The sequence below is a fragment of the Avibacterium gallinarum genome, from assembly GCF_002921135.1.
GTDB lineage: Bacteria > Pseudomonadota > Gammaproteobacteria > Enterobacterales > Pasteurellaceae > Avibacterium > Avibacterium gallinarum.
Genome location: NZ_PQVJ01000062.1, coordinates 1 through 25,064, shown reverse-complemented (window position 1 = coordinate 25,064; position 25,064 = coordinate 1). Strand labels below are relative to the sequence as shown.

Here is a 25,064-nt window from a genome sequence, read left to right as displayed (position 1 = left end):
GGCTATCTTAATTTATCTTCTCTTTCGTTTTTTTGTTGGCTGAATAATAATGTCAGTGAATTTTACCATTTATGCTGTAAGCAAGAGTAAAATTAAATAAGACAGAAAACATATAAAAACTTAGCAAAATTACACCGCACTTTAGTTTGATAAGTTTAATAGCTTTTTCAGAAAAAATACGACTTGAAGGTCAGTTTTATCTTGCATTCATAGCATTTTTTATAGTAGAATCCGTTCCCTATCCTATAAGGATAGGTTCGTCCCGAAAGGGTGTTATTAATTTTAGCGGAGTACTAAGATGATCCAAGAACAGACTATGCTGGACGTTGCTGATAACTCAGGCGCTCGCAGTGTAATGTGTATCAAGGTTCTAGGTGGATCGCACCGTCGTTACGCTGCTATTGGTGATATCATCAAAATTACTGTGAAAGAAGCAATTCCACGCGGTAAAGTTAAAAAAGGTGATGTATTAAAAGCAGTTGTTGTGCGCACCAAGAAGGGTGTTCGTCGCCCAGATGGATCAGTCATTCGCTTCGATGGTAATGCTTGTGTAATTTTAAACAATAACACAGAGCAACCAATCGGTACTCGTATTTTTGGACCTGTGACTCGTGAACTTCGTTCTGAGAAGTTTATGAAGATCATTTCTTTGGCGCCAGAAGTACTATAAGGAGTAAAGAGAAATGGCTGCAAAAATTCGTCAAAATGATGAAGTAATTGTTCTTGCTGGTAAAAGCAAAGGCAAACGTGGTAAGGTAACTCAAGTGTTACCAAACGGTAAAGTAATTGTTGAAGGTATCAACATTATCACTAAGCACGAAAAACCAGTTCCTGCATTAGGGAAAGAAGGTGGTTTAGTGAAAAAAGAAGCACCAATTGATGCGTCAAATGTTGCAATTTTTAACCCGAAAACAAACAAAGCTGACCGTGTAGGTTTTAGATTTGAAGACGGTAAAAAAGTACGTTTCTTTAAATCTAACAATGAAATTATTTAATCAAAAACTGGAGTAATGCGATGGCGAAACTGCATGATTACTACAGAGATCAAGTAGTTAATGAATTGAAAGAGAAATTCAACTACTCGTCTGTCATGCAAGTCCCACGAATCGAAAAGATTACCCTGAATATGGGGGTGGGTGAAGCATTGACCGATAAGAAATTGCTAGATAACGCAGTTGCGGATTTAGCAGCGATTACTGGTCAAAAACCTTTAATTACTAAAGCACGCAAATCTGTTGCAGGCTTTAAAATCCGTCAGGGATATCCAATCGGTTGTAAAGTAACACTACGCGGTGAGCGTATGTGGGAGTTCTTTGAACGTTTAATTACAATTGCTGTTCCACGTATTCGTGACTTCCGCGGTTTAAGTGCGAAATCATTTGATGGTCGTGGTAACTACAGTATGGGTGTGCGTGAGCAAATTATCTTCCCAGAAATCGACTACGATAAAGTAGATCGCGTTCGTGGTTTAGATATCACTATCACAACGACTGCTAACAGCGATGAAGAAGGTCAAGCACTATTGGCTGCCTTTAATTTCCCATTCCGTAAATAAGGCAGGTTACAAATGGCTAAACAATCAATGAAAGCGCGCGATGTAAAACGCGTAAAACTCGCTGAGAAATTCTATGCAAAACGTATGGAATTGAAAAAAATCATCTCTGATGTAAATGCGTCAGACGAAGATCGTTGGGCAGCCGTGTTAAAGTTACAATCTTTACCACGTGATTCAAGCCCTAGCCGCCAACGTAACCGTTGCAACCAAACTGGCCGTCCGCACGGTTTCTTACGTAAGTTTGGATTAAGCCGTATTAAGGTTCGTGAAGCAGCAATGCGTGGCGAAATCCCTGGCCTTAAAAAAGCTAGTTGGTAATTTACTACTTTATTTTGGAATCGGAGTAAAAGCACAATGAGTATGCAAGATCCAATCGCAGATATGTTGACCCGTATTCGTAATGGTCAAGCTGCGAATAAAATTGTGATCAATATGCCTTCATCCAAGCTAAAAGTGGCAATTGCCAATGTATTAGCTGCAGAAGGTTATATTGAAAACGTTAAAGTTTTAGAAGGCGCTAAGCCTGAATTGGAAATTACTTTAAAATATTTCCAAGGGAAACCAGTTGTAGAGAGCATTCAACGCGTAAGCCGTCCTGGTCTTCGTATTTATAAACGTAAAGACGAATTACCAAAAGTTATGGGTGGTTTGGGTGTGGCTGTAATTTCTACATCTAAAGGTGTAATGACTGATCGTGCAGCTCGCCAAGCGGGTTTGGGCGGTGAAGTTATTTGTTATGTAGCTTAATAGAGAGGTAGGAAGAAAATGTCTCGTGTTGCAAAAGCACCTGTTAGTATTCCTGCCGGCGTTGAGGTAAAACTTGACGGACAGCTACTAACAGTTAAAGGTAAAAATGGCGAGTTATCTCGCACTATTCATAACTCAGTTGAAGTTAAACAAGATAATAATGAATTAACTTTTGCTCCTCGTGCAGGGGTAGTTGGTGCTGACGCACAAGCGGGTACAGCGCGTGCATTAGTTAATGCAATGGTTATCGGTGTTACTGAAGGCTTCACTAAGAAGTTACAATTGGTGGGTGTTGGTTATAGAGCACAGATGAAAGGCAACGTAGTTGCATTAAGTTTAGGCTTTTCACACCCTGTTGAGCATACATTACCTGCAGGCGTAACTGCTGAATGTCCATCACAAACAGAAATCGTTCTGAAAAGTGCTGACAAACAATTAATCGGTCAAGTTGCAGCAGATATTCGTGCTTATCGCCGTCCTGAACCTTATAAAGGTAAAGGTGTACGTTATGCTGATGAAGTTGTACGTACAAAAGAGGCTAAGAAGAAATAATTAAGGTAACACTATGGATAAGAAATCAGCTCGTATCCGTCGTGCAGCTCGTGCTCGTCATATGATGCGTGAACAAGGTGCAACTCGTTTGGTTGTTCACCGTACTCCTCGTCATATTTATGCACAAGTGATTGCACCAAACGGTTCAGAAGTGCTTGCTGCTGCTTCTACAGTTGAAAAAGCAATTAGTGAGCAAGTGAAATATACCGGTAATAAAGATGCTGCAGCAGTAGTTGGTAAAATTATTGCAGAAAGAGCCTTAGAAAAAGGCATCAAAGACGTAGCATTCGACCGTTCCGGTTTTAAATATCATGGTCGCGTCCAAGCTTTAGCGGATGCTGCCCGTGAAGCTGGTCTACAGTTCTAATAGAGGTAATTTTAGATGGCAAACATCGAAAAACAAGCTGGTGAACTGCAAGAGAAGCTAATCGCGGTAAACCGTGTATCAAAAACAGTTAAAGGTGGTCGCATCATGAGTTTCACTGCATTGACAGTGGTTGGTGATGGCAATGGTCGCATTGGTTTTGGTTATGGTAAAGCGCGCGAAGTTCCGGCAGCGATCCAAAAAGCGATGGAGAAAGCTCGTCGCAATATGATTACTGTGGCTTTAAATGAAGGCACTTTACAACACCCAATTAAAGGTACTCACACAGGTTCTCGTGTATTTATGCAACCTGCGAGTGAGGGTACTGGTATTATTGCAGGCGGTGCAATGCGTGCAGTATTAGAAGTTGCTGGTGTTCGTAACGTTCTTTCTAAAGCATACGGTTCAACTAACCCAATTAACGTTGTTCGTGCAACAATTGATGCACTAGCAAATATGAAATCACCAGAAATGGTTGCTGCTAAACGTGGCAAAACCGTTGATGAAATTTTGGGGTAATGGACAATGGCTAAAACTATTAAAGTAACTCAAGTTCGTAGTTCTATCGCTCGTTTACCGAAGCATAAAGCTACCTTGCGTGGACTAGGTCTTCGCCGTATGCACCATACTGTTGAGTTAATCGATACTCCTGCTGTGCGTGGGATGATTAACCAAGTTTCATATATGGTTAAAGTGGAGGAATAGGAGAATGCGTTTAAATACTCTATCTCCGGCTGAAGGTGCTAAACATAGTGCAAAACGCTTAGGTCGTGGTATTGGTTCTGGCTTAGGTAAAACAGGTGGTCGTGGTCATAAAGGTCAAAAATCTCGTACTGGTGGCGGTGTTCGTCGCGGTTTCGAAGGTGGTCAAATGCCTTTATATCGTCGTTTACCGAAATTCGGTTTTACCTCAATAAAATCAGCGGTAACTGCGGAAGTTCGTTTGAATGATCTAGCAAAAGTTGAAGGTAATGTTGTAACATTAGATACCTTAAAAGCGGCTAATGTATTAACTAAAGATATTCAATTTGCAAAAGTTATTCTTTCAGGCGAAGTAAAAGGCGCTGTAACTGTTCGTGGTTTACGCGTAACTAAAGGCGCTAAAGCAGCAATTGAAGCAGCTGGCGGTTCTGTTGAGGAATAATTAATAAATGGCTAAACAACCAGGTTATCAAAGTAGAAGTACTCAAAGCGGTACAAGTGAACTGAAAAGTCGATTATTATTTGTGCTCGGTGCACTTATTGTTTTCCGTATTGGTTCTTTCATTCCGGTTCCTGGTATTGATGCGGCTGTTTTGGCTCAATTACTTGAGCAGCAAAAAGGCACCATTATTGATATGTTTAATATGTTCTCTGGTGGTGCTTTGAGCCGAGCCTCAGTATTTGCGTTGGGTATTATGCCGTATATTTCGGCATCAATTATTATCCAGCTACTGACAACGGTTCATCCTGCTTTAGCAGAATTAAAGAAAGAAGGTGAAGCCGGTCGTCGAAAAATTAGTAAATATACTCGCTATTCGACGCTAGTTCTTGCAACGATCCAGGCAATCGGTATTTCTACTGGATTACCTAATATGTTGCCAGGATTAGTGCCTAATTTAGGATTTGGTTTTTACTTTACTGCTGTGATTAGTTTAGTTACAGGTACAATGTTCTTAATGTGGTTAGGTGAGCAGATTACCGAGCGAGGCATTGGGAATGGTATTTCTTTAATTATTTTTGCAGGTATTGTTGCTGGTTTACCATCAGCAATTGGCGCAACAATTGAGCAAGCGCGTCAAGGGCAAATGCACTTGTTAGTTCTGTTGCTCATCGCAGCTATTGTTTTTGCTGTAACTTATTTTGTTGTTTTCGTTGAGAGAGGACAGCGTAGAATTAAAGTTGAATATGCAAAACGTCAGCAAGGTCGTCAAATTCTTGGCGGTCATACCACTCACTTACCTCTTAAAGTAAATATGGCTGGTGTAATTCCTGCTATCTTTGCTTCAAGTATTATTTTGTTTCCGGCCACTATTACATCTTGGTTTGGACAAGGGGCAAGTTTAGATTGGTTAACTGACTTATCAATGCTATTGCATCCAGGTCAGCCTTTATATTTGATCGTTTATGCAGTAGCTATTATCTTCTTTAGTTTCTTCTATACGGCGATGCAGTACAATCCGCGTGATACAGCAGAAAACTTGAAGAAATCTGGTGCATTTATTCCCGGAATTAGACCAGGTGAACAAACATCACGTTATATTGATAAGATTATGACCCGTTTGACTTTAATTGGCGGTCTATATATTACGTTCGTGTGTTTGGTTCCTTATATTATGACGTCAGCGTGGAATGTTCAATTCGATTTCGGTGGTACATCTTTGCTGATTGTTGTAGTGGTAATTATGGATTTCATCGTTCAGGTTCAAAGTCATTTAATGTCAACAAAATATGAATCTGCGTTGAAAAAAGCAAACCTTAAAGGTTTTGGGCAGTAATGCTCATATAGTAAAAGGGATAAGCAATGAAAGTTCGTGCTTCCGTAAAGAAATTATGTCGTAACTGTAAAATTGTTAAACGTGAAGGTGTTGTTCGTGTATTATGTAGCGACCCTAAACATAAACAACGTCAAGGTTAATTCATATTTTTCTTGCAAAGAACCAGCTGGGCATATATAATGCTCAGCTCATTTATGTCCTTGACATACTGTTTGAGTATCCTGAAAACGGGCTTTTCAAGATCAGTATGTCAAATTAGTTAAAATAATAGGAGTGCATAGTGGCCCGTATTGCAGGCATTAACATTCCTGATCAAAAACATACTGTAATTGCATTAACATCAATTTACGGTATCGGCAAAACTAGAGCAAAAGCTATTTGTGCTGCAACAGGAATTGCTGAAGACGTTAAGATCAGAGAATTGTCTGAAGAGCAGATTGATAAACTGCGTGACGAAGTTGGTAAATTTACCGTTGAAGGTGACTTACGTCGTGAAGTAACACTTAACATTAAACGCCTATTAGATTTAGGTTGTTATCGTGGTTTACGTCATCGTCGTAGCTTACCGGTGCGTGGTCAACGTACTAAAACTAATGCGCGTACCCGTAAGGGTCCACGTAAGCCGATCAAGAAATAAGTCGGGGTAAATTAAATGGCAAAAACACCAGTTCGTGCACGTAAACGTGTAAAAAAACAAGTAGTAGATGGCGTTGCTCACATTCACGCATCTTTCAATAATACAATCGTTACTATTACTGACCGTCAAGGTAATGCTCTAGCATGGGCTACTGCTGGTGGTTCAGGTTTCCGTGGTTCTCGTAAATCAACACCGTTTGCTGCACAGGTTGCGGCAGAGCGTTGTGCGGAAATGGTCAAAGAATTTGGCTTAAAGAACTTGGAAGTTATGGTAAAAGGACCGGGTCCTGGTCGTGAATCGACAATCCGTGCATTAAATGCAGCGGGTTTCCGCATCACAAACATCACTGATGTTACCCCGATTCCACATAACGGTTGTCGTCCACCGAAAAAACGTCGTGTATAAGACGTATTAGGATAGTTGGAGAAAGAAAATGGCAAGATATTTGGGTCCAAAACTCAAGCTAAGCCGTCGTGAAGGTACTGACTTATTCCTTAAGTCAGGAGTACGCGCGATTGATTCAAAATGTAAAATTGATACAGCGCCAGGTCAACATGGTGCTCGTAAACCTCGTTTGTCAGACTATGGTAGTCAGTTACGTGAGAAACAAAAAGTTCGTCGTATCTATGGTATTTTAGAGCGTCAATTCCGTAACTACTACAAAGAGGCAAACCGTCTAAAAGGTAATACTGGTGAAAATTTATTAGTATTACTAGAAGGTCGATTGGATAACGTTGTTTATCGCATGGGCTTTGCTGCAACTCGTGCAGAAGCTCGCCAATTAGTGAGCCATAAAGCAGTTGTTGTTAATGGTCGTGTGGTTAACATTCCATCTTTCCAAGTGTCAGTAAATGATGTTGTAGCTATTCGTGAAAAATCTAAGAAACAAGCTCGTATTAAAGCATCATTAGAATTAGCAGAGCAAAGAGAAAAACCAACTTGGTTAGAAATTGATGCTGCTAAAATGGAAGGTGTGTTCAAACGTGTTCCTGAACGTTCTGATTTATCAGCAGACATTAACGAACATCTGATCGTAGAGCTTTACTCTAAATAATAGTTAAAGCTTCGTAGCAAAGAGAGGATAAAATGCAGGGTTCTGTTACAGAATTTTTAAAACCACATTTAGTTGATATTGAGCAAATTAGCTCTACTCACGCTAAAGTGATCTTAGAACCGTTAGAGCGTGGTTTCGGCCATACTCTAGGTAATGCATTACGCCGAATTCTTCTATCTTCAATGCCAGGTTGTGCTGTAACTGAAGTGGAAATTGATGGGGTATTGCATGAGTATAGTAGCAAAGAAGGTGTTCAAGAAGATATTCTTGAAGTGCTTCTAAACTTAAAAGGCCTAGCGGTTAAAGTACAGAATAAAGATAATGTATTTCTGACACTAAGCAAATCTGGAATTGGCCCTGTTGTTGCAGCAGACATCACCTATGATGGAGATGTTGAAATTGTGAATCCTGAACATGTTATTTGCCATCTTACCGATGAAAATGCATCAATCAATATGTGTATTCGTGTACAGCGTGGTAGAGGATATGTTCCTGCTTCTGCTCGAGTTCATTCTCAAGATGAAGAACGTCCTATTGGTCGTTTATTAGTAGATGCTTGTTATAGCCCGGTTCAACGTATCGCTTACAATGTTGAAGCAACGCGTGTAGAACAGCGTACAGACTTAGATAAGTTAGTTATTGAGCTAGAAACAAATGGCACTATTGATCCGGAAGAAGCGATTCGCCGTGCAGCAACAATTTTAGCAGAGCAACTTGATGCATTCGTTGATTTGCGAGATGTTCGTCAGCCTGAAGTCAAGGAAGAAAAACCGGAATTTGATCCGATTCTTTTACGTCCTGTTGATGACTTAGAGTTGACAGTTCGTTCTGCTAACTGTTTGAAAGCAGAAACAATTCACTATATCGGTGATTTAGTACAACGTACAGAAGTTGAGTTATTAAAAACACCTAATCTTGGTAAGAAATCACTTACTGAAATTAAGGATGTGCTGGCTTCTCGTGGCTTATCACTTGGTATGCGCCTTGAAAATTGGCCACCAGCAAGTATTGCTGAAGATTAGTGGTCATTAGGTTAAGATTTTTCTGAGAAGGATAAGATCATGCGCCATCGTAAGAGTGGTCGTCAACTAAACCGTAATAGCAGCCATCGTAAAGCGCTGTTCCGTAATTTAGCAAGTGCATTAGTTAGTCATGAAATCATCAAGACAACATTGCCAAAAGCAAAAGAATTACGTCGTGTAGTTGAGCCGTTAATTACATTAGCAAAAGAAGATAGTGTTGCAAACCGTCGTTTAGCTTTTGCTCGTACCCGCAACATTGAAACTGTTGCTAAATTATTCAATGAATTAGGTCCACGTTTTGCACAACGTGCGGGTGGTTATACTCGTATCTTAAAATGTGGTTTCCGTGCTGGTGATAATGCTCCAATGGCATACATTGAGCTAGTAGATCGTCCAGCTGTTGCTGAAGAAGCTTCATCAGCTGAATAATATAATTTTGATATTGAAAAGCCTGCGTGTCGCAGGCTTTTTTATTATAGCTAGCCAAAGTTTGGCTATAGAAGCCATACATTATGTGTATGGAATTAAAAAGCTTAAGCGATAGATAGAAATGAATAAGGCTGACAATTAAAATTCAGAATATGAGAGGATTATCCTGGTAAATAGAGCCAATGATGGATCAAGTTTATCATACCCCAAATGGGATGGTAAGCCTCACATTGTTTTTATTCCAAAATACAGAATAGTAGAATTTATATAAAGTTATGAGATCTAGGGAAGATTCTAAGGTAATCATGCCGTTGCAAGTATGTAGAAATTGTAGAGGTGCATGAATACTAGTCGATCATTTTTATATGCATCTAAGGATTCCGCCCAAAATCTCAGTATCAGGTTTTATTGGTTATCTGAAAGGAAAACTAAAGTATAAATATGGAAATTATCAGTAACTACGATCGATTCAAACGTAAAAGTGGTAGAAGAGTATATAAAGAATCAAGAAAAAGAATATGTAGGCTCTTTTAAGAGGCAAGCAAGGAAGTAATTAGATGTGATTGTTAGTATTTACAAGTCTCTTAAGGGGGAAGTATAGACTCTTACAGGGGAGCGCTAAAAATTGCGCGTTTCACATATGGATTGTTATTAGCAATAATTCTGTAAAAAAAGTGCGATGGATTTTTTTAAATCAAGCGGATTTAACGGATATTATTGCTCTCAACATGCAGAGCGAGTTTTAATCATTGCCGCTGCAGGCAGCATAATTTATTGTTTTTAGGGCCTCAGTATGAGTAAAATAGTGCTAGTCAGCTGCGTTACGGGATTATTGCTACAGATGACCGAATAAAAATCCATAGAAATGGCTCCCGTACTATCCTTGTACAAAATGAGCTAAAGATCAAAGTGCGGTTAGAAATTTTATAAAATTTCAGACTATCCTAAATTCTTTGAAAGTTTTTGCAACAGCCGATCCATCGCCCGATAGGAAAGCGCTTCGGCCAAATGAGGGCGTTGGATTTGCTTTTCACTATTTAGATCTGCAATGGTGCGAGCCACTTTTAAAATACGGTGATAAGCACGCACAGAAAGCCCTAATTGAGTGAGCGTATTTTCAAGAAAAATACCATCTTGCGAGCTAATTTTGCAATCTCGCTCAATTTCTTTACTACTTAAATGTGCGTTGATTTTTCCAGCGCGGGCAAATTGAATTTCACGAACCTTAATAATTTTAGACCGCACTTGCTCACTGGTTTCCCCTTTATTTTCAATGTGTTGTAATGCACCTTTAGGCAAAAGGGGAACTTCAATGGATAAATCAAAGCGATCTAAAAACGGCCCTGAAAGACGATTCAAATAGCGCATCACCTGTTGCGGTGAAGTGCGATTATGCACACCAGTATAATGCCCAGTAGGGCTTGGGTTCATTGCCGCAATCAGTTGAAATTTCGCCGGAAAACAGATTTTCGCATTAGCGCGTGAAATAATGATTTCACCACTTTCTAACGGCTGACGCAGAGCATCTAGCACACGGCGGTTAAACTCTGGCAGCTCATCTAAAAACAACACGCCGTTATGTGAAAGGGAAATTTCCCCTGGTCTTGGGATCGTCCCCCCTCCTACCAAAGCTGGTAAAGACGCACTGTGGTGGGGTGCACGAAATGGTCGTTGTTTCCAGTTTTGAAAATTTAGCTCATTTTGTACAAGGCTAGTAACGGAAGCGGTTTCTATGGCTTCTTGCTCGGTCATTTCTGGCAATAACCCAGTTAAACGGCTCGCCAGCATTGTTTTCCCCGTACCGGGTGGCCCTAAAAGCAATAAATTATGTTGCCCTGCGGCGGCGATGGTTAAGGCTCGTTTAGCGTGTTGCTGACCAATAATATCCGTTAAATCTGCTTGGTTTTTAAAGGGAAAATCCGCCGCACTTTGTGCGGTTAAATCCGTGGCAAGGGGCAGTTTTTCTTGTTCATTAATAAACTGCACCACCTCTAATAAATTCTGCGCGAAATAACTTTTTTGATCGGCGACTAAAGCCGCTTCATTAGCATTTTGTCTGGCAATAATCGGGCAACGGCGCACTTTTTTAGCCGCTAAAATCGCTGGAATAATGCCGTGAACTCCACGTAATTGCCCTGTCAAAGCCAGCTCCCCCAACAACTCAAATTGCTTTAAACGTTCAGGATTAACTTGTTCAGAAGCGGCTAAAATTCCAATGGCAATAGGCAGATCAAAACGCCCGCCGTCTTTAGGTAAATCCGCAGGCGCAAGGTTCACTGTAATCCGCTTGGCAGGGTATTTAAAATTGGCATTTAACAACGCACTTCGCACGCGATCTTGTGCTTCTTTCACCGTTTTTTCTGGCAATCCCACAAGGGTAAAACCCGGTTTCCCGTTGCTTAAATGCACTTCAATAGTAACCAGCGGCGCTTGCACCCCCATTGATGCACGGCTATAAACAATGGCTAACGACATTTATTATCCTTCATCTCATCTCATTTGAAGAACTAATATAGAAAAAGCCAAAAACAAAGAAAATTCCCACCGCACTTTTTTGCGATCGGGATCGAGAAAATGGCTCGGACAGTCTATTGATGTAGTGAGAAAGTTTTTAGGTAGGGTATTTTTACAGAATTATTACTGATTTTAAAAAAGTGCAGAATTTCCCCTGCACTTTTTCATTGATTACGCGTCTTCATTTTCCATAATCACCGCGCTAAACCAGCTATCCAATTTTCTTGCTAGTTTATCAATGCCTTGTTTTTTCAGAGAGGAAAAGGCTTCTACTTGCACATCGCCTTGGAATGGCAAAATGGCTTCACGCACCATTTTCACTTGCTTGCTCACGGCACTTTGGCTTAGTTTATCCGCTTTGGTAAGCAATAACAGCACTGGCAAATTAGCGGACACTGCCCATTCGATCATCTGTTGGTCTAAATCTTTCAAGGGGTGGCGAATGTCCATTAAAATCACTACACCACCTAAACATTCACGTTTTTGCAAATATTCACCCAAGGCTTTCTGCCACTGGATTTTCATTTGCTCAGGCACGGCAGCATAGCCATAGCCCGGTAAATCCACCAATTTATAGAGCGGTTCCACTTCAAACACATTAATTAATTGCGTCCGCCCTGGGGTTTTGGACGTGCGGGCAAGGTTTTTCTGGTTAGTTAAGGCATTAAGCGCGGTGGATTTCCCAGCGTTAGAACGTCCTGCAAAGGCAATTTCCATACCGCTATCTTCAGGCAACACGCGAATATTCGGCGCGCTCATCAGAAAATGGGTTTTGTGATAATTCAGTTTAATTTCGTTGCTCATTTTATCTATCTTTTAACTAGTTCAGCCAATGAGGGAATGCCTAGGATACCCTAAAATCACAAAGTGCGGTAAAAAATCTCGAAATTTTCCATTGCACTTTTGTGATTATTTTCATTTCAGACTATCAGTTTTTCTTCATCAAAGTCCCCCTCTTTAGCAAAGAGGGGTTAGGGGAGATTTGTCTGTTGCTCAAACAATTCTTTCCAAGCAACAAATAGAAAAATCAAAATGGCGGACACATAGGTTCGCCACTACAGGCAAAAACCAATTATTCGCAGTGTTGTTTATATAGCGCCATAATCACTTCTCGTACAACATTGAGTTGGGGTTCGGGGAGAAGAAAGTGGCTGAAAAGGCTTTGTCTTGTTGAGTGGTGATGTTTTCCCAGCGAAATTTTTCGGGCGTGCCAATGCGTCTAAGTTCCGCGGCTTGCAATTTTTGTAGCTTGTTCGGCGGTCCGAGTTCACTTAAATCTATATTTAAAACAATCGCAAGCGTCTTTAATTTCTCCAATCTTGGGATCATTTTACCGTTCAGCCATTGCGAAGCAGTCTGCGGCGTAATGGCTTGCCCTTCATATTTTAGATTAAAGATCGTTTCTAACACAGAAGGCTTTGGTTGATAGCCTTTTCTTGTCATAGCTTGCCTTAAATTAGCGGCGAATTTTTCTTTTTCGTTCCTAGCGTGGCAAAGCTATCACGCGGTAATTTCGATAACGAAAGCTGTATTGTTAAAACTTTAAAAAAGGATCAATAATACTTTCAGTTTTAAAGTCTGATCTCAAATTTTAAAGTGTCTAACGAAAAACAAATAGTTTTAAAAAAACGTGTGGCGGATCACGGGGAAGTTTATACCCGAGAGCGTGAAGTGAACGCAATGTTGGATTTAGTCGCGATACAGACCCAATCGCTTTCTGCCACTTTTTTAGAACCAGCGTGCGGAACGGGTAATTTTTTGATCGAAATTTTACGCCGTAAGTTAGTGGTGGCGGCAGAAAATTATCTAGATAAAAGTAAGCGAAAAAAACACGTTAAATCGCCAAGCCAGCTTTCCTATGAGCGAGATTTAATCCTTGCGGTAAGCAGTCTTTACGGCATTGAGTTGTTGGAAGATAACGTAAAAGCCTGTCGCAAACGGCTGTTTGATTTTGCTGCGCAAGAATACGCGCGGCTGTTTCCGCACAGCCAAAAACCCGAATGTCTTGATGCCATTGATTGTCTGCTGCACTTCAACATTGTGCTGGGCGATGCGTTAAAAATGGAAGTGAAATACCCACGCGAACATTCCCCCATTCCCAATTTAAGCGGCGTGGAAGAAGAGCGGGCGAAAAAAGCCATTATTTTTTCTCAGTGGAGTTTTATTAACGAGAGAAAAATCAAGTTCGTGCCGTTTATTTACTCAGGCTTGGTTGGGGAAGAATACACCATCACGCTAAATGCCTAATCAAAGGCTTAGAACCCCATTTTCCTGATTTGCAGGAACGGCTTAATCATATTTTCACCAAGCAATTATTCGGCATCGGCATCACCACCCTCACCGCACAGCTTAGCCGCCGCAGCCTGTATTGCAGCTGTGAAGCGAACGGCGAATATTCTGTTTGCACCGCCTTTGATGATAAAAATGGCCATATTTTTTACCGCACTTTAGCCCACAAATGGGAAAACGGTCGTTGCACGGAATGTGGTGCAAGCCAAGAAGTTTTTGATCGTGGTGATGAACTTGAAACTCACGCCTACCATTTTATCCATTCATGCAGCCCATTTTTTGAACGATATAAAGAGATGAAATTTGACGTTATTATTGGCAATCCGCCTTATCAATTAAGCGATGGTGGCGCTCAATCCAGTGCTAGCCCGATTTACCAGAACTTTGTAGAACAAGCGAAAAAATTACAACCTGAATATTTAGTGATGATTATCCCTGCCCGTTGGTATGCAGGCGGCAAAGGGCTTGATGAGTTCCGTGCCACTATGCTGCAAGATAAGCAAATTCGCCAGTTGCACGATTTCTCTAATTCGCAGGATTGTTTTGCTGGTGTAGAAGTTTTAAAGGAGAGTATTTCCAGATAGATAAAAATCATAATGGAGAATGTGAGGTCTTTAATTATCAGAATGGAGAGCTTATTTCAAATATCAAGCGTCTCTTTCAAGAGAAAGGATTAGATGCATTTATTCGTTATCATTCTGCAATTCTATTTTGAAAAATCTCAATTTCATAATTCGATCAAAATTTATTCTAATCAGAAAGTTGGTTATATTGAGTGTAATATAATTTCAAAAAATATTGATCTAATTGCCGAGTAAAAGTTTAAAGTTAACGGATAAAAAATAGCAGGAAAAATCCTGCTATTTCAATATTTTTACTTACCCTTTAAACGATACTGCACTAAATCTTCAATCGTCATCACGGGATAACCAAATTCTTTCGCGAATTTAATGATTTCGGGAGTGCGTGCCATTGTGCCATCATCGTTAGTGATTTCACAGATTACCGCAGCGGGTTTGTAGCCTGCAAGCACGGCAAGATCGACGGAGGCTTCGGTATGTCCACGGCGTTTTAATACGCCACCTGCTGCTGCTCTTAATGGGAAGATATGCCCTGGGCGGTGTAAATCTTGCGGTTTCGCATTATCTGCGACGGCTGCTCTAATGGTGGTTACACGATCTGCTGCGGAAACGCCTGTGGATACGCCTTCCGCGGCTTCAATGGTTACGGTAAATGCGGTTTTATTAACGCTCGTATTATTTTGTACCATTGGCGGCAAATCAAGTTGCTGGCAAATTTCATCGCTTAAACATAGGCAAACAATGCCACTGCCGTAACGAATAAGTTTTGCCATTTGCGCTGGTTCAATGGTTTGCGCTGGGAAAATTAAATCCCCTTCATTTTCGCGATCTTCATCGTCTAAAACGAGTACGCCATTGCCTTGTTTGAACGCTTCGATGGCTTTTTCAACACGCTCTTGTGGCGTGCCAAATGCGGATAAAATTGACTGATTCATAGTAAAAAACCTGTTAAAAAATTAATGGATACTTGAATCAGGGCTGATGAGGAAAGGCTTTTCATTAGATAAGAAAATCCAATAACAAAGGCAGATTTTACCTAAGGTAAATCTGTTTATTCTCTTTCATCCAGACTTTAACTGTCGGCTTTGGATTTTCACCAAATCTGCTGACTTTACTTTTGCAAGTAAACGCTCGTGGGCTTATGAGTGTCGCACTTACCACCGGTAGGGAATTTCGCCCTGCCCTGAGAATGCCTGCATAGTATAACGCAATCTAAATAGAGAAAAAATGTTTTTCTTTGCGCCGATATTGCATACAATATGCCACATTGACGCAATAATGTGAGGTCTTTATGCTAAATCCACAAAAAATAGAGCAAATTATACAACAAGTGCAAAATTCTTTACCGCAAGGAATGAAAGAACTTGGCAAAGATGCAGAAGCAAAATTTAAGCAAGTTTTGCAAGCTCAGCTAGCTAAATTAGATGTTGTAACCCGTGAGGAGTTTGATGTGCAAACCCAAGTTTTAATGCGTACTCGTGAGAAACTGAACGAGTTAGAAAAGCGTGTCGATGCCCTGTTGCAAGCGCAAAATCAAGGGCAATAAACGCGCTAAAATCTCACCGCACTTTGATATTAAACGAAAAGTGCGGTCTTTTTTCTGGATAAATTTGGCAATATAAGGAATTTCAAGATGTCCGCTTTCGCCTATCTACAACAAAAACGCAAGCAGTTAAATCTAAAAGTAAACGAGGTTTGTGAACAAGCCAACATTACCCGCGCTTATTTTAATCAGCTGGTGAGTGGCAAAATCAAAAACCCAAGCGCGACCAAGTTGTCTGCCTTGCATAAAGTGCTACAAATCACGGATCTACAAGATAAAAAAGTGGGGGTGATTTTTGGCAAGTTTTACCCTGTGCATACTGGGCATATCAATATGATTTATGAAGCGTTCAGTAAGGTAGATGAAGTCCACGTTGTGGTGTGTAGCGATACAGAGCGCGATCTGAAATTATTTTATGACAGCAAAATGAAACGTATGCCAACGGTGCAAGATCGTCTGCGTTGGATGCAACAAATTTTTAAATATCAGAAAAACCAAATTTTTATTCATCATCTAGTGGAAGACGGCTTGCCGAGCTATCCTAACGGCTGGCCTGCGTGGGCAGAACGGGTTAAACAGCTTTTTGAAGAAAAGCAGGTGAATCCTAGCGTGGTATTTAGTAGCGAACCGCAAGACAAAGCACCTTACGAAAAATATTTGAATTTACAGGTGGAATTGGTTGATCCGCAGCGTCAATTCTTTAACGTTTCCGCCACCAAAATTCGTAATACGCCTTTCCATTATTGGAAATTTATCCCGAAAGAAGTGCGTCCGTTTTTCGCCAAAACCATTGCCATTTTAGGCGGCGAAAGCAGCGGAAAAACCGTGTTAGTGAATAAACTTGCCACCGTATTCAACACCACGTCAGCGTGGGAATATGGACGTGAATTTGTGTTTGAAAAATTAGGCGGTGATGAGCAGGCGATGCAATATTCTGATTACCCACAAATGGCGCTAGGCCATCAACGTTATATTGACTACGCCGTGCGCCACGCCCATAAAGTCGCGATTGTGGATACAGACTTCATCACCACGCAAGCATTTTGTATTCAATATGAAGGCAAAGCTCACCCGTTTTTAGATTCAATGATCAAAGAATATCCTTTCGATATTACGATTTTATTGAACAACAACACCAAATGGGTAGATGACGGCTTGCGTAGCCTTGGTAGCCACAAACAGCGCCAACGTTTCCAACAATTATTGAAAAAATTATTGGATAAATATAACGTGCCTTATATTGAAATTGAATCACCAAGCTATTTAGAGCGTTATAATAAGGTAAAATCCATTGTAGAAAAAATTCTCAATGAAGAAGAACTTCCTGAACTAAACAACGATAAATCCATTTTTGAGGAATAACAGCCCCTATGATCTTATTTGCAGGCGATCCACACGGAAGATACGACCATCTTTACCCTTTTGTGCAAGAGCAAGAGGGTATCGCCCTTGTCATACTCGGGGATTTACAACTCACCACCACCGAAGAATTGGATAAATTGGCGCAATATTGCGACCTCTGGTTTATTCACGGCAATCACGACAGCAAAACCGTTGCCGCTTTTGAAGCCATTTGGGGAACAGAATGGAAAAGCCGAAACCTACACGGACGCGTACAAACCATTCAAGGCAAACGCATTGCCGGATTAGGCGGCGTATTCCGCGGACAAATTTGGATGCCACCCAATAAACCTGTTTTTTTCGACCCAATCCATTATTGCCAATATTGCCCACAAGAGAAAATCTGGCGCGGTGGTTTGCCATTGCGCCACCGCACCTCGATTTTTCCTTCTGATTTTGAACAACTAGAAAATCTACAAGCGGATATCCTCATCTCTCACGAAGCGCCAAGACCCCACTCTCTTGGCTTTGCCGTGTTCAACAAACTGGCGAAAAAAATGGGCGCAACGCACATTTTCCACGGCCACCACCACGAAAATTTTGATTATTCCCAGATTAACCGAGATCCCAAACTCAAAATCACCAACGTCGGCTTCCGCAGCCTATGCGATGAACAAGGGAATTATTTACTAAAAAATATTGATGATAGAAAATAATTTTTCTTGTTTTCTTTTTCAGATCAAATATAAAGTGCGGTTAGAAATTCTATAAAATTTCAGGCTATCCTAAATTCTTTGAAAGTTTTTGTAACAACCGATCCATCGCCCGATAGGAAAGCGCCTCGGCCAAATGAGGGCGTTGGATTTGCTTTTCACTATTTAGATCTGCAATGGTGCGGGCCACTTTTAAAATGCGGTGATAAGCACGCACGGAAAGTCCTAATTGAGTGAGCGTATTTTCAAGGAAAATACCGTCTTGCGAGCTAATTTTGCAATCTCGCTCAATTTCTTTACTACCTAAATGTGCGTTGATTTTTCCAGCGCGTGCAAATTGAATTTCACGAACTTTAATAATTTTTGACCGCACTTGCTCACTGGTTTCCCCTTTATTTTCAATATGTTGCAATGCACCTTTAGGCAAAAGGGGAACTTCAATGGATAAATCAAAGCGATCTAAAAATGGCCCTGAAAGACGATTCAAATAGCGCATCATTTGTTGCGGTGAAGTGCGATTATGCACACCAGTGTAATGCCCAGTCGGGCTTGGGTTCATTGCCGCAATCAGTTGAAATTTCGCCGGAAAACAGATTTTCGCATTGGCGCGCGAAATAATGATTTCGCCACTTTCTAACGGCTGACGTAAGGCATCTAGCACACGGCGGTTAAACTCTGGCAGCTCATCTAAAAACAACACACCGTTATGCGAAAGGGAAATTTCTCCTGGTCTTGGGATCGTCCCCCCTCCCACCAAAGCAGGCAAAGACGCACTGTGGTGGGGTGCACGAAATGGGCGTTGTTTCCAGTTTTGAAAATGTCTAGACACCTATAAGATAGCCTTGGTTGCTATGAATCTCTTTTCATCTTCATGCGTTTTTTGCTTTTTCACAGGAACGAATTTTCAGCTGATGCATTCGTTTCAGTATTGTTTTTCCACTCAGACAATGCCCTTTCTTGCATAACTTTGCTGACCAGATAAATTCTCATAGCGAGCAATTAAATTCAGGCTCAATATTTGTTACCCTTATGTGCACCATTGATTAGCTTTCTCTTATTTGGGATGTTGATCAGTGTTATTTTCCTTTTTGTGTGGCGGATTATTGGGAGCAAGTGGCAGGGAGTGTATGATCTTTATCTGCGGTTTTGTTAATTCACAGGTATCGGTAAATGTTAATTTGCCATTTGGAAAGCAAACGTTTAGCATTTCTGTTCCAGTCGCATAAATTGCGCCTTTTCGTACGGTGCTTTGACCTTTATCATTCACTTCACAAGGATTATCTAGAATACAGGATTTTCCATCTAGATTTCCTGTATTAATGATTGCTACGATATTTCCCGCACTGTTCAGCACAGGTGAACCGCTTGCACCGGGGACAATGTCGCAGTCATTGGTTTGCATAAGTCGTGTAACCTTATGCCATTGCCATTTGTCTTCTTTCACAAACTCTACTGTGCCATCAACTTGGCAGCGGTAACTTTGCTCTAAATTACCGCTAGTTATGGTTACACGATCGCCTACAGCAGGTGGCGTGCTAGTAATTCGTCGTGGTATAAGACGAAGCTTTTCTTTCAGTTCTCCATATGTCAAGGTAGTGCGCAAGATCGCAACGTCTGTGTTCGTCAGCGTGGCATAGACAATATGATCAATGTTCAGATTACCAACAATTAAGGGCACATTGCCACGATAAATGCGTGCTATATCAAAATGAGGGTGGTTGATGATAGCGTCTGTTGTAGCAAGTTGTTGACTGACACAATGTCCATTAGTGAGCAGTAATACTTTGTCGTTGTCTTTTTGTCCATAAAATTGAATGAGAGAGGCAGAACAACCGCGGATTTTCGCGATAGCATCGTAAGCTGCGGGCGCAGCAAAAAGGAGATGTCCAGTCAAAAAAGTTAAGAAAAAGACAAGAACCTTGATCATATTTTCTCCTGAGAAAAGCTACATATTCCCCACAATTTCTTCAGCAAATTCGGACGTGGAGCATAATTTCGCACCTTCTAACATTTCTGCAAAATCAAAGGTTACGGTTTTATTTTCAATGGCTTTGGCGACTGCGTTTACCACTAAATCCGCGGCTTCTGTCCAGCCTAAATGGCGTAACATCATTTCACCGCTTAGGATTAATGAACCGGGGTTGCCTTTGTTTTGCCCTGCAATTTTTGGTGCTGTGCCGTGGGTGGCTTCAAAAATTGCTGCTTCCGCACCGATATTTGCCCCCGGTGAGATGCCAATTCCGCCTACTTGTGCGGCAAGGGCATCGGAAATGTAGTCGCCGTTTAGGTTGAGAGTAGCAATGACATCGTAATCTGCAGGGTGGAGCAACACTTCTTGCAAGAACGCATCGGCAATGGAATCTTTGATGATGATTTCACGCCCTGTTTTGGGATTGGTCAGTTTCATCCATGGACCCTCATCAATGAGCGTTGCGCCAAATTCTTTCGCCACTTCATAACCCCATTCTTTAAACGCCCCCTCAGTGAATTTCATAATGTTGCCTTTATGCACAAGAGTGAGGGATTTTCTATCATTATCAATCACATATTGCAAAGCCGCGCGCACTAAACGCTGGGTGCCTTGTTTTGAAACAGGCTTGATACCAATGCCACAATCTTGCGGGAAACGAATTTTGTTCACGCCCATTTCTTGTTGCAAAAATTGGATCACTTTGTCCGCTTCAGGCGAGCCAGCTTTCCATTCCACGCCAGCGTAAATATCTTCTGAATTTTCACGGAAAATCACCATATTTACTTTTTCAGGGTGTTTCACTGGGCTTGGCGTGCCGCTGTAATAACGAATTGGACGTAAGCAGTTGTAAAGATCCAAGCCTTGACGCATTGCCACGTTAAGTGAGCGAATGCCACCGCCCACTGGGGTCATCAACGGGCCTTTGATCGCAACATGATATTCTTTAATAAAATCAAGGGTTTCAGCTGGAAGCCAAGTGTTTTCGCCATAAACTTCATTGGCTTTACCACCGGCATAAATTTCTAACCAAGAAATTTTGCGTTTGCCTTGATAGGCTTTTTCCACAGCCGCATCGATCACGCGTTGCATTGCAGGCGTTACATCTACGCCAATGCCATCGCCCTCAATAAATGGAATAATTGGATTATCTGGCACGATTAATGCGCCCTGTGCATCTAAACGAATTTTTTCACCTTGTGGGATAACAACGGCGGATTGGGTTTGACTCATTGGATTTCTCCTTTATGCTTGATGTTGTGTTATAGTGAATGAAATGTTTAACAAAAGCGGCATTAATGATTGTTAAAAATGTGTCTTTTGTTAAGTAACGAATCAACATTTCCATAACATATATGAAGGCAAAATTTCTTTCAAGCCGTAATCACCAAGAACGGCAAAATTTACGCAAAAAAATGGTTCAGCATTTTGCGCGTAAAAAAACAAGCACACCGAATTTCGCCCAAACCAAAGTGGTGCTGTTTAATAAGCCCTTTGATGTGCTAAGCCAATTTAGCGATGAAAATGGGCGGCAAACGCTGAAAGATTTTATCTCCATTGCGCAGATTTACCCCGCAGGGCGTTTGGATCGCGATAGTGAGGGCTTGTTAATTCTCACCAACAACGGCGAAATTCAGCACCGCTTGGCTGATCCTAAATATAAAACGGAGAAAACCTACTTCGTGCAGGTGGAGGGTGAGCCAACAGAGCGTGAGCTTGAACCGCTGCGTCAAGGCGTAATGTTAAAAGATGGCAAAACCTTGCCGGCGAAAGTGCGGTTGATTTCTGCGCCAAATTTTTTATGGCACAGAGAGCCGCCTATTCGTGAGCGAAAAAACATTCCCACAAGCTGGCTAGAAATTAAAATTTGTGAGGGCAAAAACCGCCAAGTTCGCCGAATGACCGCGCATATCGGCTTTCCCACTTTGCGTTTAATTCGTGGCAAAATGGCAGGATTTCGTGTAGAAAATTTGCCATTAGGGCAGTATTATCAATTGAATTCCCAAGAGCTAGAAGCACTTTATCAACGGTTAAAATTAAGGAAATCCAATGCATAGACCTTATATTACCATGGCGTGCGTAGTGCATTGCCAAGGCAAATTTTTATTTGTTAAAGAATTTGAATACGGCAAAATGACGTTAAACCAACCTGCGGGGCATTTAGAACAAAATGAAACAATCCTTGCAGGCGCAATACGCGAATTGCGTGAAGAAACAGGGATTGACGCAACGCCAAGCAAGCTGATCAAAATCTACCAATGGCACGCCCCACGCAGCCAAAAAGATTATTTACGCTTTGTATTTGCAGTAGAGCTTGCAGAGCAGCTTCCTATTCACCCAAGGGATCCTGATATTGAAGGTGGTTTATGGCTCACCCCCGCAGAATTTCAGCATTATATCCAACAAGAAGGACAAGCAGAGCGCAACCCACTTGTCAGCCAAGCCCTACAAGATTATTTAAACGGTGAAAGCGTGAGTTTAGATGTGTTGAAGGTGTTTGAATAAAAATGGGGGAAATTTACACCGCACTTTATTTTTAGCAAAAATAAAGCCCGAATGGCTCGGGCTTTACTTGATTAACGATAAGGTTGATCTAATGGAACTTCAGGGTCTGGTTGGTGCGTGATGCGGTTACGTAAATCACGGCGCACAATCTCAATTGTCCAGAACCAGAAAACGTGGCCCACTAATTCAGAAACGTGTTCGTATAATGGCCAGTCTAATACTGGTGGTGTTAAACCTAAAGCAGGGAATGTGATGTAGTGTACACAAACATCAGCGATTAAACCTGCGCCCACACCTTGCCAGAATTTGATTTTAGGGAAACGCTCTGCAACCACACAGTAACCTACCGCAAATACGATTGAGAAGGTGATGTGTGTTACCCCAATCCAGTTAAAACCGTGATCAGCGAAAGTAAACACAGCTTCAGTTGGATCGATACCAAAATAATCACGCAAGAAAACGTGTGGTGGGTTCAAAAACGCACGAGAACACACTTCCAAAGCTTGTGATGGATCTTGACAAGCCGCAACGAATAAATCGAATGGGCTGCGTGGTGGGAATGGGTGCTCTGCACCCCATTTTACGAAAGCAGAAAGTAAACCCGCAATAATACCGACAAAAGCTGCAATCCCATAACGGCGACGTGCAGGATCGGTTTGAGTGAAAATACCTGACATATAATGCTCCAAATAAAATAATGGTTGTTGATTTATTAAATTTTATTAAATAAATAAAATCGTTGGCAATTCTATGCCTAATTGGGAATTAGTCAAGGAATTTTCTACCTATAAAGAGATAATTCAAAAGAAGTAGAATTGCGTGAGTGAAAATTGAGCGCAAAGAGAATTAAAAAGAAAACGCAGAATTGACAATTCTCTTGCAAATTCTGCGTAATATATTGTTTTAAAAAGTATTATTCTTCACAGCTTTCAAACCAACTTTCTAAAATAATGCAGGCAGAAATGCTGTCCACCTTGCCTTTTTCAAGCGCTTTAAAGCCACCACGTTGGAAAATCTCGGCGCGCGCTTCGGTGGTGGTTAGGCGTTCATCTTGTAAGGTAACGGTTACGCCAAATCGTCCGTGTAAGCGATTGGCGAATTTTTTGGCACGTTGGGTTAGGGGCTGTTCTGTACCGTCCATATTTAAGGGTAAACCGACTACAACAATGTTAGGCTTCCATTCGTTTAGACATTTTTCGATAGCTGCCCAATTTGGAATGCCATCTTGCGCTTTAAACGCAGGCAAAGGCTGGGCAGAGCCGGTGATACTTTGCCCCACAGCGCAGCCGATACTTTTCGTACCAAAATCGAAAGCTATGGCGGTAATCCCCATTAGCAATGCCCCGCTTGATAAGCAAAATTATGTTGCTGAATACCTAATAGTTGATTTGCTGCTAACCAGCGCTCTAAATAAGGCACATCAAATAAAATATGTTCATTGGCTGGCACAACAAGCCAATCGTTATTCGCAATCTCTCTTTCTAATTGCTCAGGCGACCAACTGGCGCAACCTAATGCCACTAAACATTTTTCAGGGGCTTGCGGTGTACCAAGCGTATCAATCACATCAGCAGAGGTGGTGAGCCATAAATTATCGGCAACTTTATGGCTATTCATAAAGGGTTTTGCTGTTTCTGTGTGTAAAATAAAGCCTCGTTCAAGGTTGGTTGGCCCACCTGCAAGGACGAGATCGTCAGGGTATTTGCGGTCATCGGCCATCATAAAATTCATCTTAATACATAATTCTGCAATACTCAGATCGGTGGGCTGAGTTAACACCAATCCCATTGCACCTTGCTCATTATGCTCGCAAATATACACCACGGAACGATAAAAATGATCGTCTTCCAAATGAGGCATTGCGATTAAAAAATGGTTTTGTAATTGCATATTTTCTTTCCTAAATTCAAGGGGTTAGGCTAAATCCCCAAAACAAACCTGTAATGCGGTGATTGCGCTTAACGCCGCGGTTTCTGTGCGTAACACACGCTTGCCAAGCAACACTTCGGTAAAGCCTTGTTGCTCCGTTTGCGCAATTTCTTGTGGCGACAGGCCACCTTCTGAACCAATGAGCAAGCGCACCCCTTCAGGTGGCATTGCAGGCAAGGTGCGAATGGAATATGTCGCACGTGGGTGCAAATTCAGCTTTAACATACCGTCTTGCTCGGCACACCATTCTTCTAATTTCATCATTGGACGGATTTCTGGGAGCATATTTCGTCCGCACTGCTCACAAGCGGAAATCGCAATTTTCTGCCATTGCTGAATTTTTTTCGCCATACGTTCCGCATCGAGCTTTACCCCACAGCGTTCCGACCACAATGGTGTGATCACCTTTACCCCAAGCTCCACGGATTTCTGAATGGTAAATTCCATTTTTTCGCCACGGGACATCACCTGCCCAAGATGAATGTGCAGCGGACTTTCCCGATCATCAAACTGACGATCTAAAATCTCCACGCCCACCGCTTTTTTGCTCACTTGCGTAATCACCGAAAGATAAATATGGTTGCTACCATCAAATAATTCAAGGCGCTCCCCCACTTGCATTCGCAACACCCGCCCAACGTGATTCGCCGCTTCTTCCGTTAATTCACACTGAGTCTGTCCTAACAAAGAAACGGGGTGATAAATTCTTGGTACTCGCATTTTTTCTTACTGTTAATTAAGGTTTGTCTATCATATCAGAAATTGAGGTGATAGGCGGTGATTGTTTTTACAAAAGTGCGGTCGTTTTTTGTGAGATTTTTGGCGTAGCTGTACCAAAAATAA

The 25,064-nt window shown here is 41.4% G+C and carries 34 protein-coding genes, 2 pseudogenes and 1 riboswitch; of the genes and pseudogenes, 25 read left to right on the top strand and 11 right to left on the bottom strand.

Going from position 1 to position 25,064, the window contains the following annotated elements; all coding sequences use genetic code 11:
• The first annotated feature begins 298 nt into the window (after positions 1-298).
• From rplN to C3007_RS11305, 18 genes and pseudogenes are all read left to right on the top strand, one after another.
• Positions 299-670, top strand: a complete 372-nt coding sequence (gene rplN / locus C3007_RS11390) for a 50S ribosomal protein L14 (protein WP_005548786.1) — start codon at positions 299-301, stop codon at positions 668-670.
• Between the two features lie 13 nt (positions 671-683).
• Entirely contained in the window at positions 684-995 is a 312-nt protein-coding gene (gene rplX / locus C3007_RS11385) for a 50S ribosomal protein L24 (protein WP_103854528.1), read from the top strand.
• Between the two features lie 20 nt (positions 996-1,015).
• On the top strand, positions 1,016-1,555 hold the full coding sequence (gene rplE / locus C3007_RS11380) for a 50S ribosomal protein L5 (RefSeq protein ID WP_103854527.1): 540 nt from the start codon (positions 1,016-1,018) through the stop codon (positions 1,553-1,555).
• A gap of 12 nt (positions 1,556-1,567) precedes the next feature.
• Positions 1,568-1,873, top strand: a complete 306-nt coding sequence (gene rpsN, locus C3007_RS11375; RefSeq protein ID WP_103854526.1) for a 30S ribosomal protein S14 — start codon at positions 1,568-1,570, stop codon at positions 1,871-1,873.
• Between the two features lie 36 nt (positions 1,874-1,909).
• Complete coding sequence (rpsH, locus tag C3007_RS11370) at positions 1,910-2,302, top strand: 30S ribosomal protein S8 (RefSeq protein WP_103854525.1); 393 nt, start codon at positions 1,910-1,912, stop codon at positions 2,300-2,302.
• An 18-nt stretch (positions 2,303-2,320) separates the two neighbouring features.
• On the top strand, positions 2,321-2,854 hold the full coding sequence (gene rplF, locus C3007_RS11365; protein WP_046098796.1) for a 50S ribosomal protein L6: 534 nt from the start codon (positions 2,321-2,323) through the stop codon (positions 2,852-2,854).
• Positions 2,855-2,867: 13 nt separating this feature from the next.
• Positions 2,868-3,221 (top strand): 50S ribosomal protein L18, encoded by a 354-nt coding sequence (gene rplR / locus C3007_RS11360; protein WP_103854524.1) that lies wholly within the window; start codon positions 2,868-2,870, stop codon positions 3,219-3,221.
• A 15-nt stretch (positions 3,222-3,236) separates the two neighbouring features.
• Positions 3,237-3,737, top strand: coding sequence for a 30S ribosomal protein S5 (gene rpsE, locus C3007_RS11355; protein WP_103854523.1), 501 nt, complete (start codon positions 3,237-3,239; stop codon positions 3,735-3,737).
• 6 nt (positions 3,738-3,743) lie between these two features.
• Positions 3,744-3,923 (top strand): 50S ribosomal protein L30, encoded by a 180-nt coding sequence (gene rpmD, locus C3007_RS11350; RefSeq protein WP_103854522.1) that lies wholly within the window; start codon positions 3,744-3,746, stop codon positions 3,921-3,923.
• A 4-nt stretch (positions 3,924-3,927) separates the two neighbouring features.
• Complete coding sequence (rplO, locus tag C3007_RS11345; protein ID WP_103854521.1) at positions 3,928-4,362, top strand: 50S ribosomal protein L15; 435 nt, start codon at positions 3,928-3,930, stop codon at positions 4,360-4,362.
• Positions 4,363-4,369: 7 nt separating this feature from the next.
• Entirely contained in the window at positions 4,370-5,695 is a 1,326-nt protein-coding gene (gene secY / locus C3007_RS11340; protein WP_103854520.1) for a preprotein translocase subunit SecY, read from the top strand.
• 26 nt (positions 5,696-5,721) lie between these two features.
• Positions 5,722-5,835, top strand: a complete 114-nt coding sequence (gene rpmJ / locus C3007_RS11335; RefSeq protein ID WP_005548767.1) for a 50S ribosomal protein L36 — start codon at positions 5,722-5,724, stop codon at positions 5,833-5,835.
• A 140-nt stretch (positions 5,836-5,975) separates the two neighbouring features.
• Positions 5,976-6,332, top strand: coding sequence for a 30S ribosomal protein S13 (gene rpsM / locus C3007_RS11330; protein ID WP_017805524.1), 357 nt, complete (start codon positions 5,976-5,978; stop codon positions 6,330-6,332).
• Positions 6,333-6,347: 15 nt separating this feature from the next.
• Complete coding sequence (rpsK, locus tag C3007_RS11325; protein ID WP_012072238.1) at positions 6,348-6,737, top strand: 30S ribosomal protein S11; 390 nt, start codon at positions 6,348-6,350, stop codon at positions 6,735-6,737.
• 28 nt (positions 6,738-6,765) lie between these two features.
• The gene (gene rpsD, locus C3007_RS11320; RefSeq protein WP_103854519.1) at positions 6,766-7,386 is read left to right on the top strand and encodes a 30S ribosomal protein S4; all 621 of its coding nucleotides are present in this window, start codon (positions 6,766-6,768) and stop codon (positions 7,384-7,386) included.
• 32 nt (positions 7,387-7,418) lie between these two features.
• Positions 7,419-8,408: a DNA-directed RNA polymerase subunit alpha gene (locus C3007_RS11315; RefSeq protein ID WP_103854518.1), complete on the top strand. Its 990-nt coding sequence runs from the start codon at positions 7,419-7,421 to the stop codon at positions 8,406-8,408.
• Between the two features lie 39 nt (positions 8,409-8,447).
• The gene (gene rplQ / locus C3007_RS11310) at positions 8,448-8,837 is read left to right on the top strand and encodes a 50S ribosomal protein L17 (RefSeq protein WP_103854517.1); all 390 of its coding nucleotides are present in this window, start codon (positions 8,448-8,450) and stop codon (positions 8,835-8,837) included.
• Between the two features lie 166 nt (positions 8,838-9,003).
• A pseudogene (locus C3007_RS11305) lies at positions 9,004-9,390 on the top strand (transposase).
• A 386-nt stretch (positions 9,391-9,776) separates the two neighbouring features.
• Here C3007_RS11305 and C3007_RS11300 read toward each other — a convergent pair.
• The 3 genes from C3007_RS11300 to C3007_RS11290 all read right to left on the bottom strand — a co-directional run bounded on the left by C3007_RS11300 (position 9,777) and on the right by C3007_RS11290 (position 12,794).
• Complete coding sequence (locus C3007_RS11300) at positions 9,777-11,312, bottom strand: YifB family Mg chelatase-like AAA ATPase (protein WP_103854516.1); 1,536 nt, start codon at positions 11,310-11,312, stop codon at positions 9,777-9,779.
• 210 nt (positions 11,313-11,522) lie between these two features.
• On the bottom strand, positions 11,523-12,155 hold the full coding sequence (yihA, locus tag C3007_RS11295) for a ribosome biogenesis GTP-binding protein YihA/YsxC (RefSeq protein ID WP_103854515.1): 633 nt from the start codon (positions 12,153-12,155) through the stop codon (positions 11,523-11,525).
• Between the two features lie 300 nt (positions 12,156-12,455).
• Positions 12,456-12,794: a helix-turn-helix domain-containing protein gene (locus C3007_RS11290; protein ID WP_103854514.1), complete on the bottom strand. Its 339-nt coding sequence runs from the start codon at positions 12,792-12,794 to the stop codon at positions 12,456-12,458.
• A gap of 153 nt (positions 12,795-12,947) precedes the next feature.
• Here C3007_RS11290 and C3007_RS11285 point away from each other — a divergent pair, with 153 nt between their 5' ends.
• Together C3007_RS11285 and C3007_RS11280 are read left to right on the top strand one after the other, a co-directional pair.
• Positions 12,948-13,598, top strand: coding sequence for a DNA methyltransferase family protein (locus C3007_RS11285; RefSeq protein WP_243397700.1), 651 nt, complete (start codon positions 12,948-12,950; stop codon positions 13,596-13,598).
• A gap of 29 nt (positions 13,599-13,627) precedes the next feature.
• Positions 13,628-14,224: an Eco57I restriction-modification methylase domain-containing protein gene (locus C3007_RS11280; RefSeq protein WP_243397699.1), complete on the top strand. Its 597-nt coding sequence runs from the start codon at positions 13,628-13,630 to the stop codon at positions 14,222-14,224.
• Between the two features lie 290 nt (positions 14,225-14,514).
• Here C3007_RS11280 and ribB read toward each other — a convergent pair whose 3' ends face one another.
• Positions 14,515-15,156 carry a 3,4-dihydroxy-2-butanone-4-phosphate synthase gene (gene ribB / locus C3007_RS11275; protein ID WP_103854513.1) on the bottom strand — a complete coding sequence of 214 codons (642 nt, stop codon included), beginning with the start codon at positions 15,154-15,156 and terminating at the stop codon, positions 14,515-14,517.
• Between the two features lie 114 nt (positions 15,157-15,270).
• Positions 15,271-15,416: riboswitch (FMN riboswitch) on the bottom strand.
• Between the two features lie 96 nt (positions 15,417-15,512).
• Between ribB and ubiK the strand changes: the two genes are divergently transcribed.
• From ubiK to C3007_RS11260, 3 genes are all read left to right on the top strand, one after another.
• Positions 15,513-15,767 carry a ubiquinone biosynthesis accessory factor UbiK gene (gene ubiK / locus C3007_RS11270; protein ID WP_103854512.1) on the top strand — a complete coding sequence of 85 codons (255 nt, stop codon included), beginning with the start codon at positions 15,513-15,515 and terminating at the stop codon, positions 15,765-15,767.
• A gap of 87 nt (positions 15,768-15,854) precedes the next feature.
• The gene (gene nadR, locus C3007_RS11265) at positions 15,855-17,126 is read left to right on the top strand and encodes a multifunctional transcriptional regulator/nicotinamide-nucleotide adenylyltransferase/ribosylnicotinamide kinase NadR (protein ID WP_103854511.1); all 1,272 of its coding nucleotides are present in this window, start codon (positions 15,855-15,857) and stop codon (positions 17,124-17,126) included.
• A gap of 8 nt (positions 17,127-17,134) precedes the next feature.
• Positions 17,135-17,821: a metallophosphoesterase family protein gene (locus tag C3007_RS11260; RefSeq protein WP_103854510.1), complete on the top strand. Its 687-nt coding sequence runs from the start codon at positions 17,135-17,137 to the stop codon at positions 17,819-17,821.
• A 64-nt stretch (positions 17,822-17,885) separates the two neighbouring features.
• On the opposite strand, the pseudogene C3007_RS11255 reads toward C3007_RS11260, so the two are convergent.
• From C3007_RS11255 to icd, 3 genes and pseudogenes are all read right to left on the bottom strand, one after another.
• Positions 17,886-18,638: pseudogene (locus tag C3007_RS11255) on the bottom strand (YifB family Mg chelatase-like AAA ATPase); the annotation flags it as partial.
• Between the two features lie 234 nt (positions 18,639-18,872).
• Positions 18,873-19,745 (bottom strand): S1 family peptidase, encoded by an 873-nt coding sequence (locus tag C3007_RS11250; protein ID WP_103854509.1) that lies wholly within the window; start codon positions 19,743-19,745, stop codon positions 18,873-18,875.
• A gap of 18 nt (positions 19,746-19,763) precedes the next feature.
• On the bottom strand, positions 19,764-21,020 hold the full coding sequence (icd, locus tag C3007_RS11245) for an NADP-dependent isocitrate dehydrogenase (protein ID WP_103854508.1): 1,257 nt from the start codon (positions 21,018-21,020) through the stop codon (positions 19,764-19,766).
• Positions 21,021-21,202: 182 nt separating this feature from the next.
• On the opposite strand from icd, the gene C3007_RS11240 reads away from it, so the two are divergent.
• Together C3007_RS11240 and C3007_RS11235 are read left to right on the top strand one after the other, a co-directional pair.
• A complete protein-coding gene (locus tag C3007_RS11240; RefSeq protein WP_243397701.1) occupies positions 21,203-21,844 on the top strand; it encodes a pseudouridine synthase in 642 nt (213 codons plus the stop codon).
• Positions 21,837-22,292 (top strand): NUDIX domain-containing protein, encoded by a 456-nt coding sequence (locus tag C3007_RS11235; RefSeq protein ID WP_103854506.1) that lies wholly within the window; start codon positions 21,837-21,839, stop codon positions 22,290-22,292. The genes C3007_RS11240 and C3007_RS11235 overlap by 8 nt, the downstream gene beginning before the upstream one ends.
• A gap of 71 nt (positions 22,293-22,363) precedes the next feature.
• On the opposite strand, the gene C3007_RS11230 is transcribed toward C3007_RS11235, so the two are convergent.
• From C3007_RS11230 to rsmE, 4 genes are all read right to left on the bottom strand, one after another.
• Positions 22,364-22,969, bottom strand: a complete 606-nt coding sequence (locus C3007_RS11230; protein WP_103854505.1) for a YagU family protein — start codon at positions 22,967-22,969, stop codon at positions 22,364-22,366.
• A 236-nt stretch (positions 22,970-23,205) separates the two neighbouring features.
• Positions 23,206-23,625 (bottom strand): Holliday junction resolvase RuvX, encoded by a 420-nt coding sequence (gene ruvX / locus C3007_RS11225; RefSeq protein ID WP_103854504.1) that lies wholly within the window; start codon positions 23,623-23,625, stop codon positions 23,206-23,208.
• Entirely contained in the window at positions 23,625-24,182 is a 558-nt protein-coding gene (locus tag C3007_RS11220; protein ID WP_103854503.1) for a YqgE/AlgH family protein, read from the bottom strand. Before C3007_RS11220 ends, ruvX begins: the two co-directional genes overlap by 1 nt.
• A gap of 24 nt (positions 24,183-24,206) precedes the next feature.
• A complete protein-coding gene (gene rsmE, locus C3007_RS11215) occupies positions 24,207-24,941 on the bottom strand; it encodes a 16S rRNA (uracil(1498)-N(3))-methyltransferase (RefSeq protein ID WP_103854502.1) in 735 nt (244 codons plus the stop codon).
• Positions 24,942-25,064 lie beyond the last annotated feature (123 nt).

Coding starts and splice junctions, on each gene's coding strand:
- C3007_RS11235 (WP_103854506.1), top strand. CDS start 21,837: ATGCATAGACCTTATATTACCATGGCGTGCGTAGTGCATTGCCAAGGC.
- rplR (WP_103854524.1), top strand. CDS start 2,868: ATGGATAAGAAATCAGCTCGTATCCGTCGTGCAGCTCGTGCTCGTCAT.
- rpmJ (WP_005548767.1), top strand. CDS start 5,722: ATGAAAGTTCGTGCTTCCGTAAAGAAATTATGTCGTAACTGTAAAATT.
- C3007_RS11260 (WP_103854510.1), top strand. CDS start 17,135: ATGATCTTATTTGCAGGCGATCCACACGGAAGATACGACCATCTTTAC.
- rplO (WP_103854521.1), top strand. CDS start 3,928: ATGCGTTTAAATACTCTATCTCCGGCTGAAGGTGCTAAACATAGTGCA.
- ribB (WP_103854513.1), bottom strand. CDS start 15,156: ATGAATCAGTCAATTTTATCCGCATTTGGCACGCCACAAGAGCGTGTT.
- rplE (WP_103854527.1), top strand. CDS start 1,016: ATGGCGAAACTGCATGATTACTACAGAGATCAAGTAGTTAATGAATTG.
- rplQ (WP_103854517.1), top strand. CDS start 8,448: ATGCGCCATCGTAAGAGTGGTCGTCAACTAAACCGTAATAGCAGCCAT.
- C3007_RS11220 (WP_103854503.1), bottom strand. CDS start 24,182: ATGCAATTACAAAACCATTTTTTAATCGCAATGCCTCATTTGGAAGAC.
- icd (WP_103854508.1), bottom strand. CDS start 21,020: ATGAGTCAAACCCAATCCGCCGTTGTTATCCCACAAGGTGAAAAAATT.
- ruvX (WP_103854504.1), bottom strand. CDS start 23,625: ATGGGGATTACCGCCATAGCTTTCGATTTTGGTACGAAAAGTATCGGC.
- rplN (WP_005548786.1), top strand. CDS start 299: ATGATCCAAGAACAGACTATGCTGGACGTTGCTGATAACTCAGGCGCT.
- C3007_RS11300 (WP_103854516.1), bottom strand. CDS start 11,312: ATGTCGTTAGCCATTGTTTATAGCCGTGCATCAATGGGGGTGCAAGCG.
- rpsN (WP_103854526.1), top strand. CDS start 1,568: ATGGCTAAACAATCAATGAAAGCGCGCGATGTAAAACGCGTAAAACTC.
- rpsD (WP_103854519.1), top strand. CDS start 6,766: ATGGCAAGATATTTGGGTCCAAAACTCAAGCTAAGCCGTCGTGAAGGT.
- C3007_RS11315 (WP_103854518.1), top strand. CDS start 7,419: ATGCAGGGTTCTGTTACAGAATTTTTAAAACCACATTTAGTTGATATT.
- rpsK (WP_012072238.1), top strand. CDS start 6,348: ATGGCAAAAACACCAGTTCGTGCACGTAAACGTGTAAAAAAACAAGTA.
- rplF (WP_046098796.1), top strand. CDS start 2,321: ATGTCTCGTGTTGCAAAAGCACCTGTTAGTATTCCTGCCGGCGTTGAG.
- C3007_RS11250 (WP_103854509.1), bottom strand. CDS start 19,745: ATGATCAAGGTTCTTGTCTTTTTCTTAACTTTTTTGACTGGACATCTC.
- rplX (WP_103854528.1), top strand. CDS start 684: ATGGCTGCAAAAATTCGTCAAAATGATGAAGTAATTGTTCTTGCTGGT.
- rpsH (WP_103854525.1), top strand. CDS start 1,910: ATGAGTATGCAAGATCCAATCGCAGATATGTTGACCCGTATTCGTAAT.
- C3007_RS11240 (WP_243397701.1), top strand. CDS start 21,203: ATGGTTCAGCATTTTGCGCGTAAAAAAACAAGCACACCGAATTTCGCC.
- rsmE (WP_103854502.1), bottom strand. CDS start 24,941: ATGCGAGTACCAAGAATTTATCACCCCGTTTCTTTGTTAGGACAGACT.
- secY (WP_103854520.1), top strand. CDS start 4,370: ATGGCTAAACAACCAGGTTATCAAAGTAGAAGTACTCAAAGCGGTACA.
- C3007_RS11230 (WP_103854505.1), bottom strand. CDS start 22,969: ATGTCAGGTATTTTCACTCAAACCGATCCTGCACGTCGCCGTTATGGG.
- yihA (WP_103854515.1), bottom strand. CDS start 12,155: ATGAGCAACGAAATTAAACTGAATTATCACAAAACCCATTTTCTGATG.
- ubiK (WP_103854512.1), top strand. CDS start 15,513: ATGCTAAATCCACAAAAAATAGAGCAAATTATACAACAAGTGCAAAAT.
- nadR (WP_103854511.1), top strand. CDS start 15,855: ATGTCCGCTTTCGCCTATCTACAACAAAAACGCAAGCAGTTAAATCTA.
- rpsE (WP_103854523.1), top strand. CDS start 3,237: ATGGCAAACATCGAAAAACAAGCTGGTGAACTGCAAGAGAAGCTAATC.
- C3007_RS11290 (WP_103854514.1), bottom strand. CDS start 12,794: ATGACAAGAAAAGGCTATCAACCAAAGCCTTCTGTGTTAGAAACGATC.
- rpmD (WP_103854522.1), top strand. CDS start 3,744: ATGGCTAAAACTATTAAAGTAACTCAAGTTCGTAGTTCTATCGCTCGT.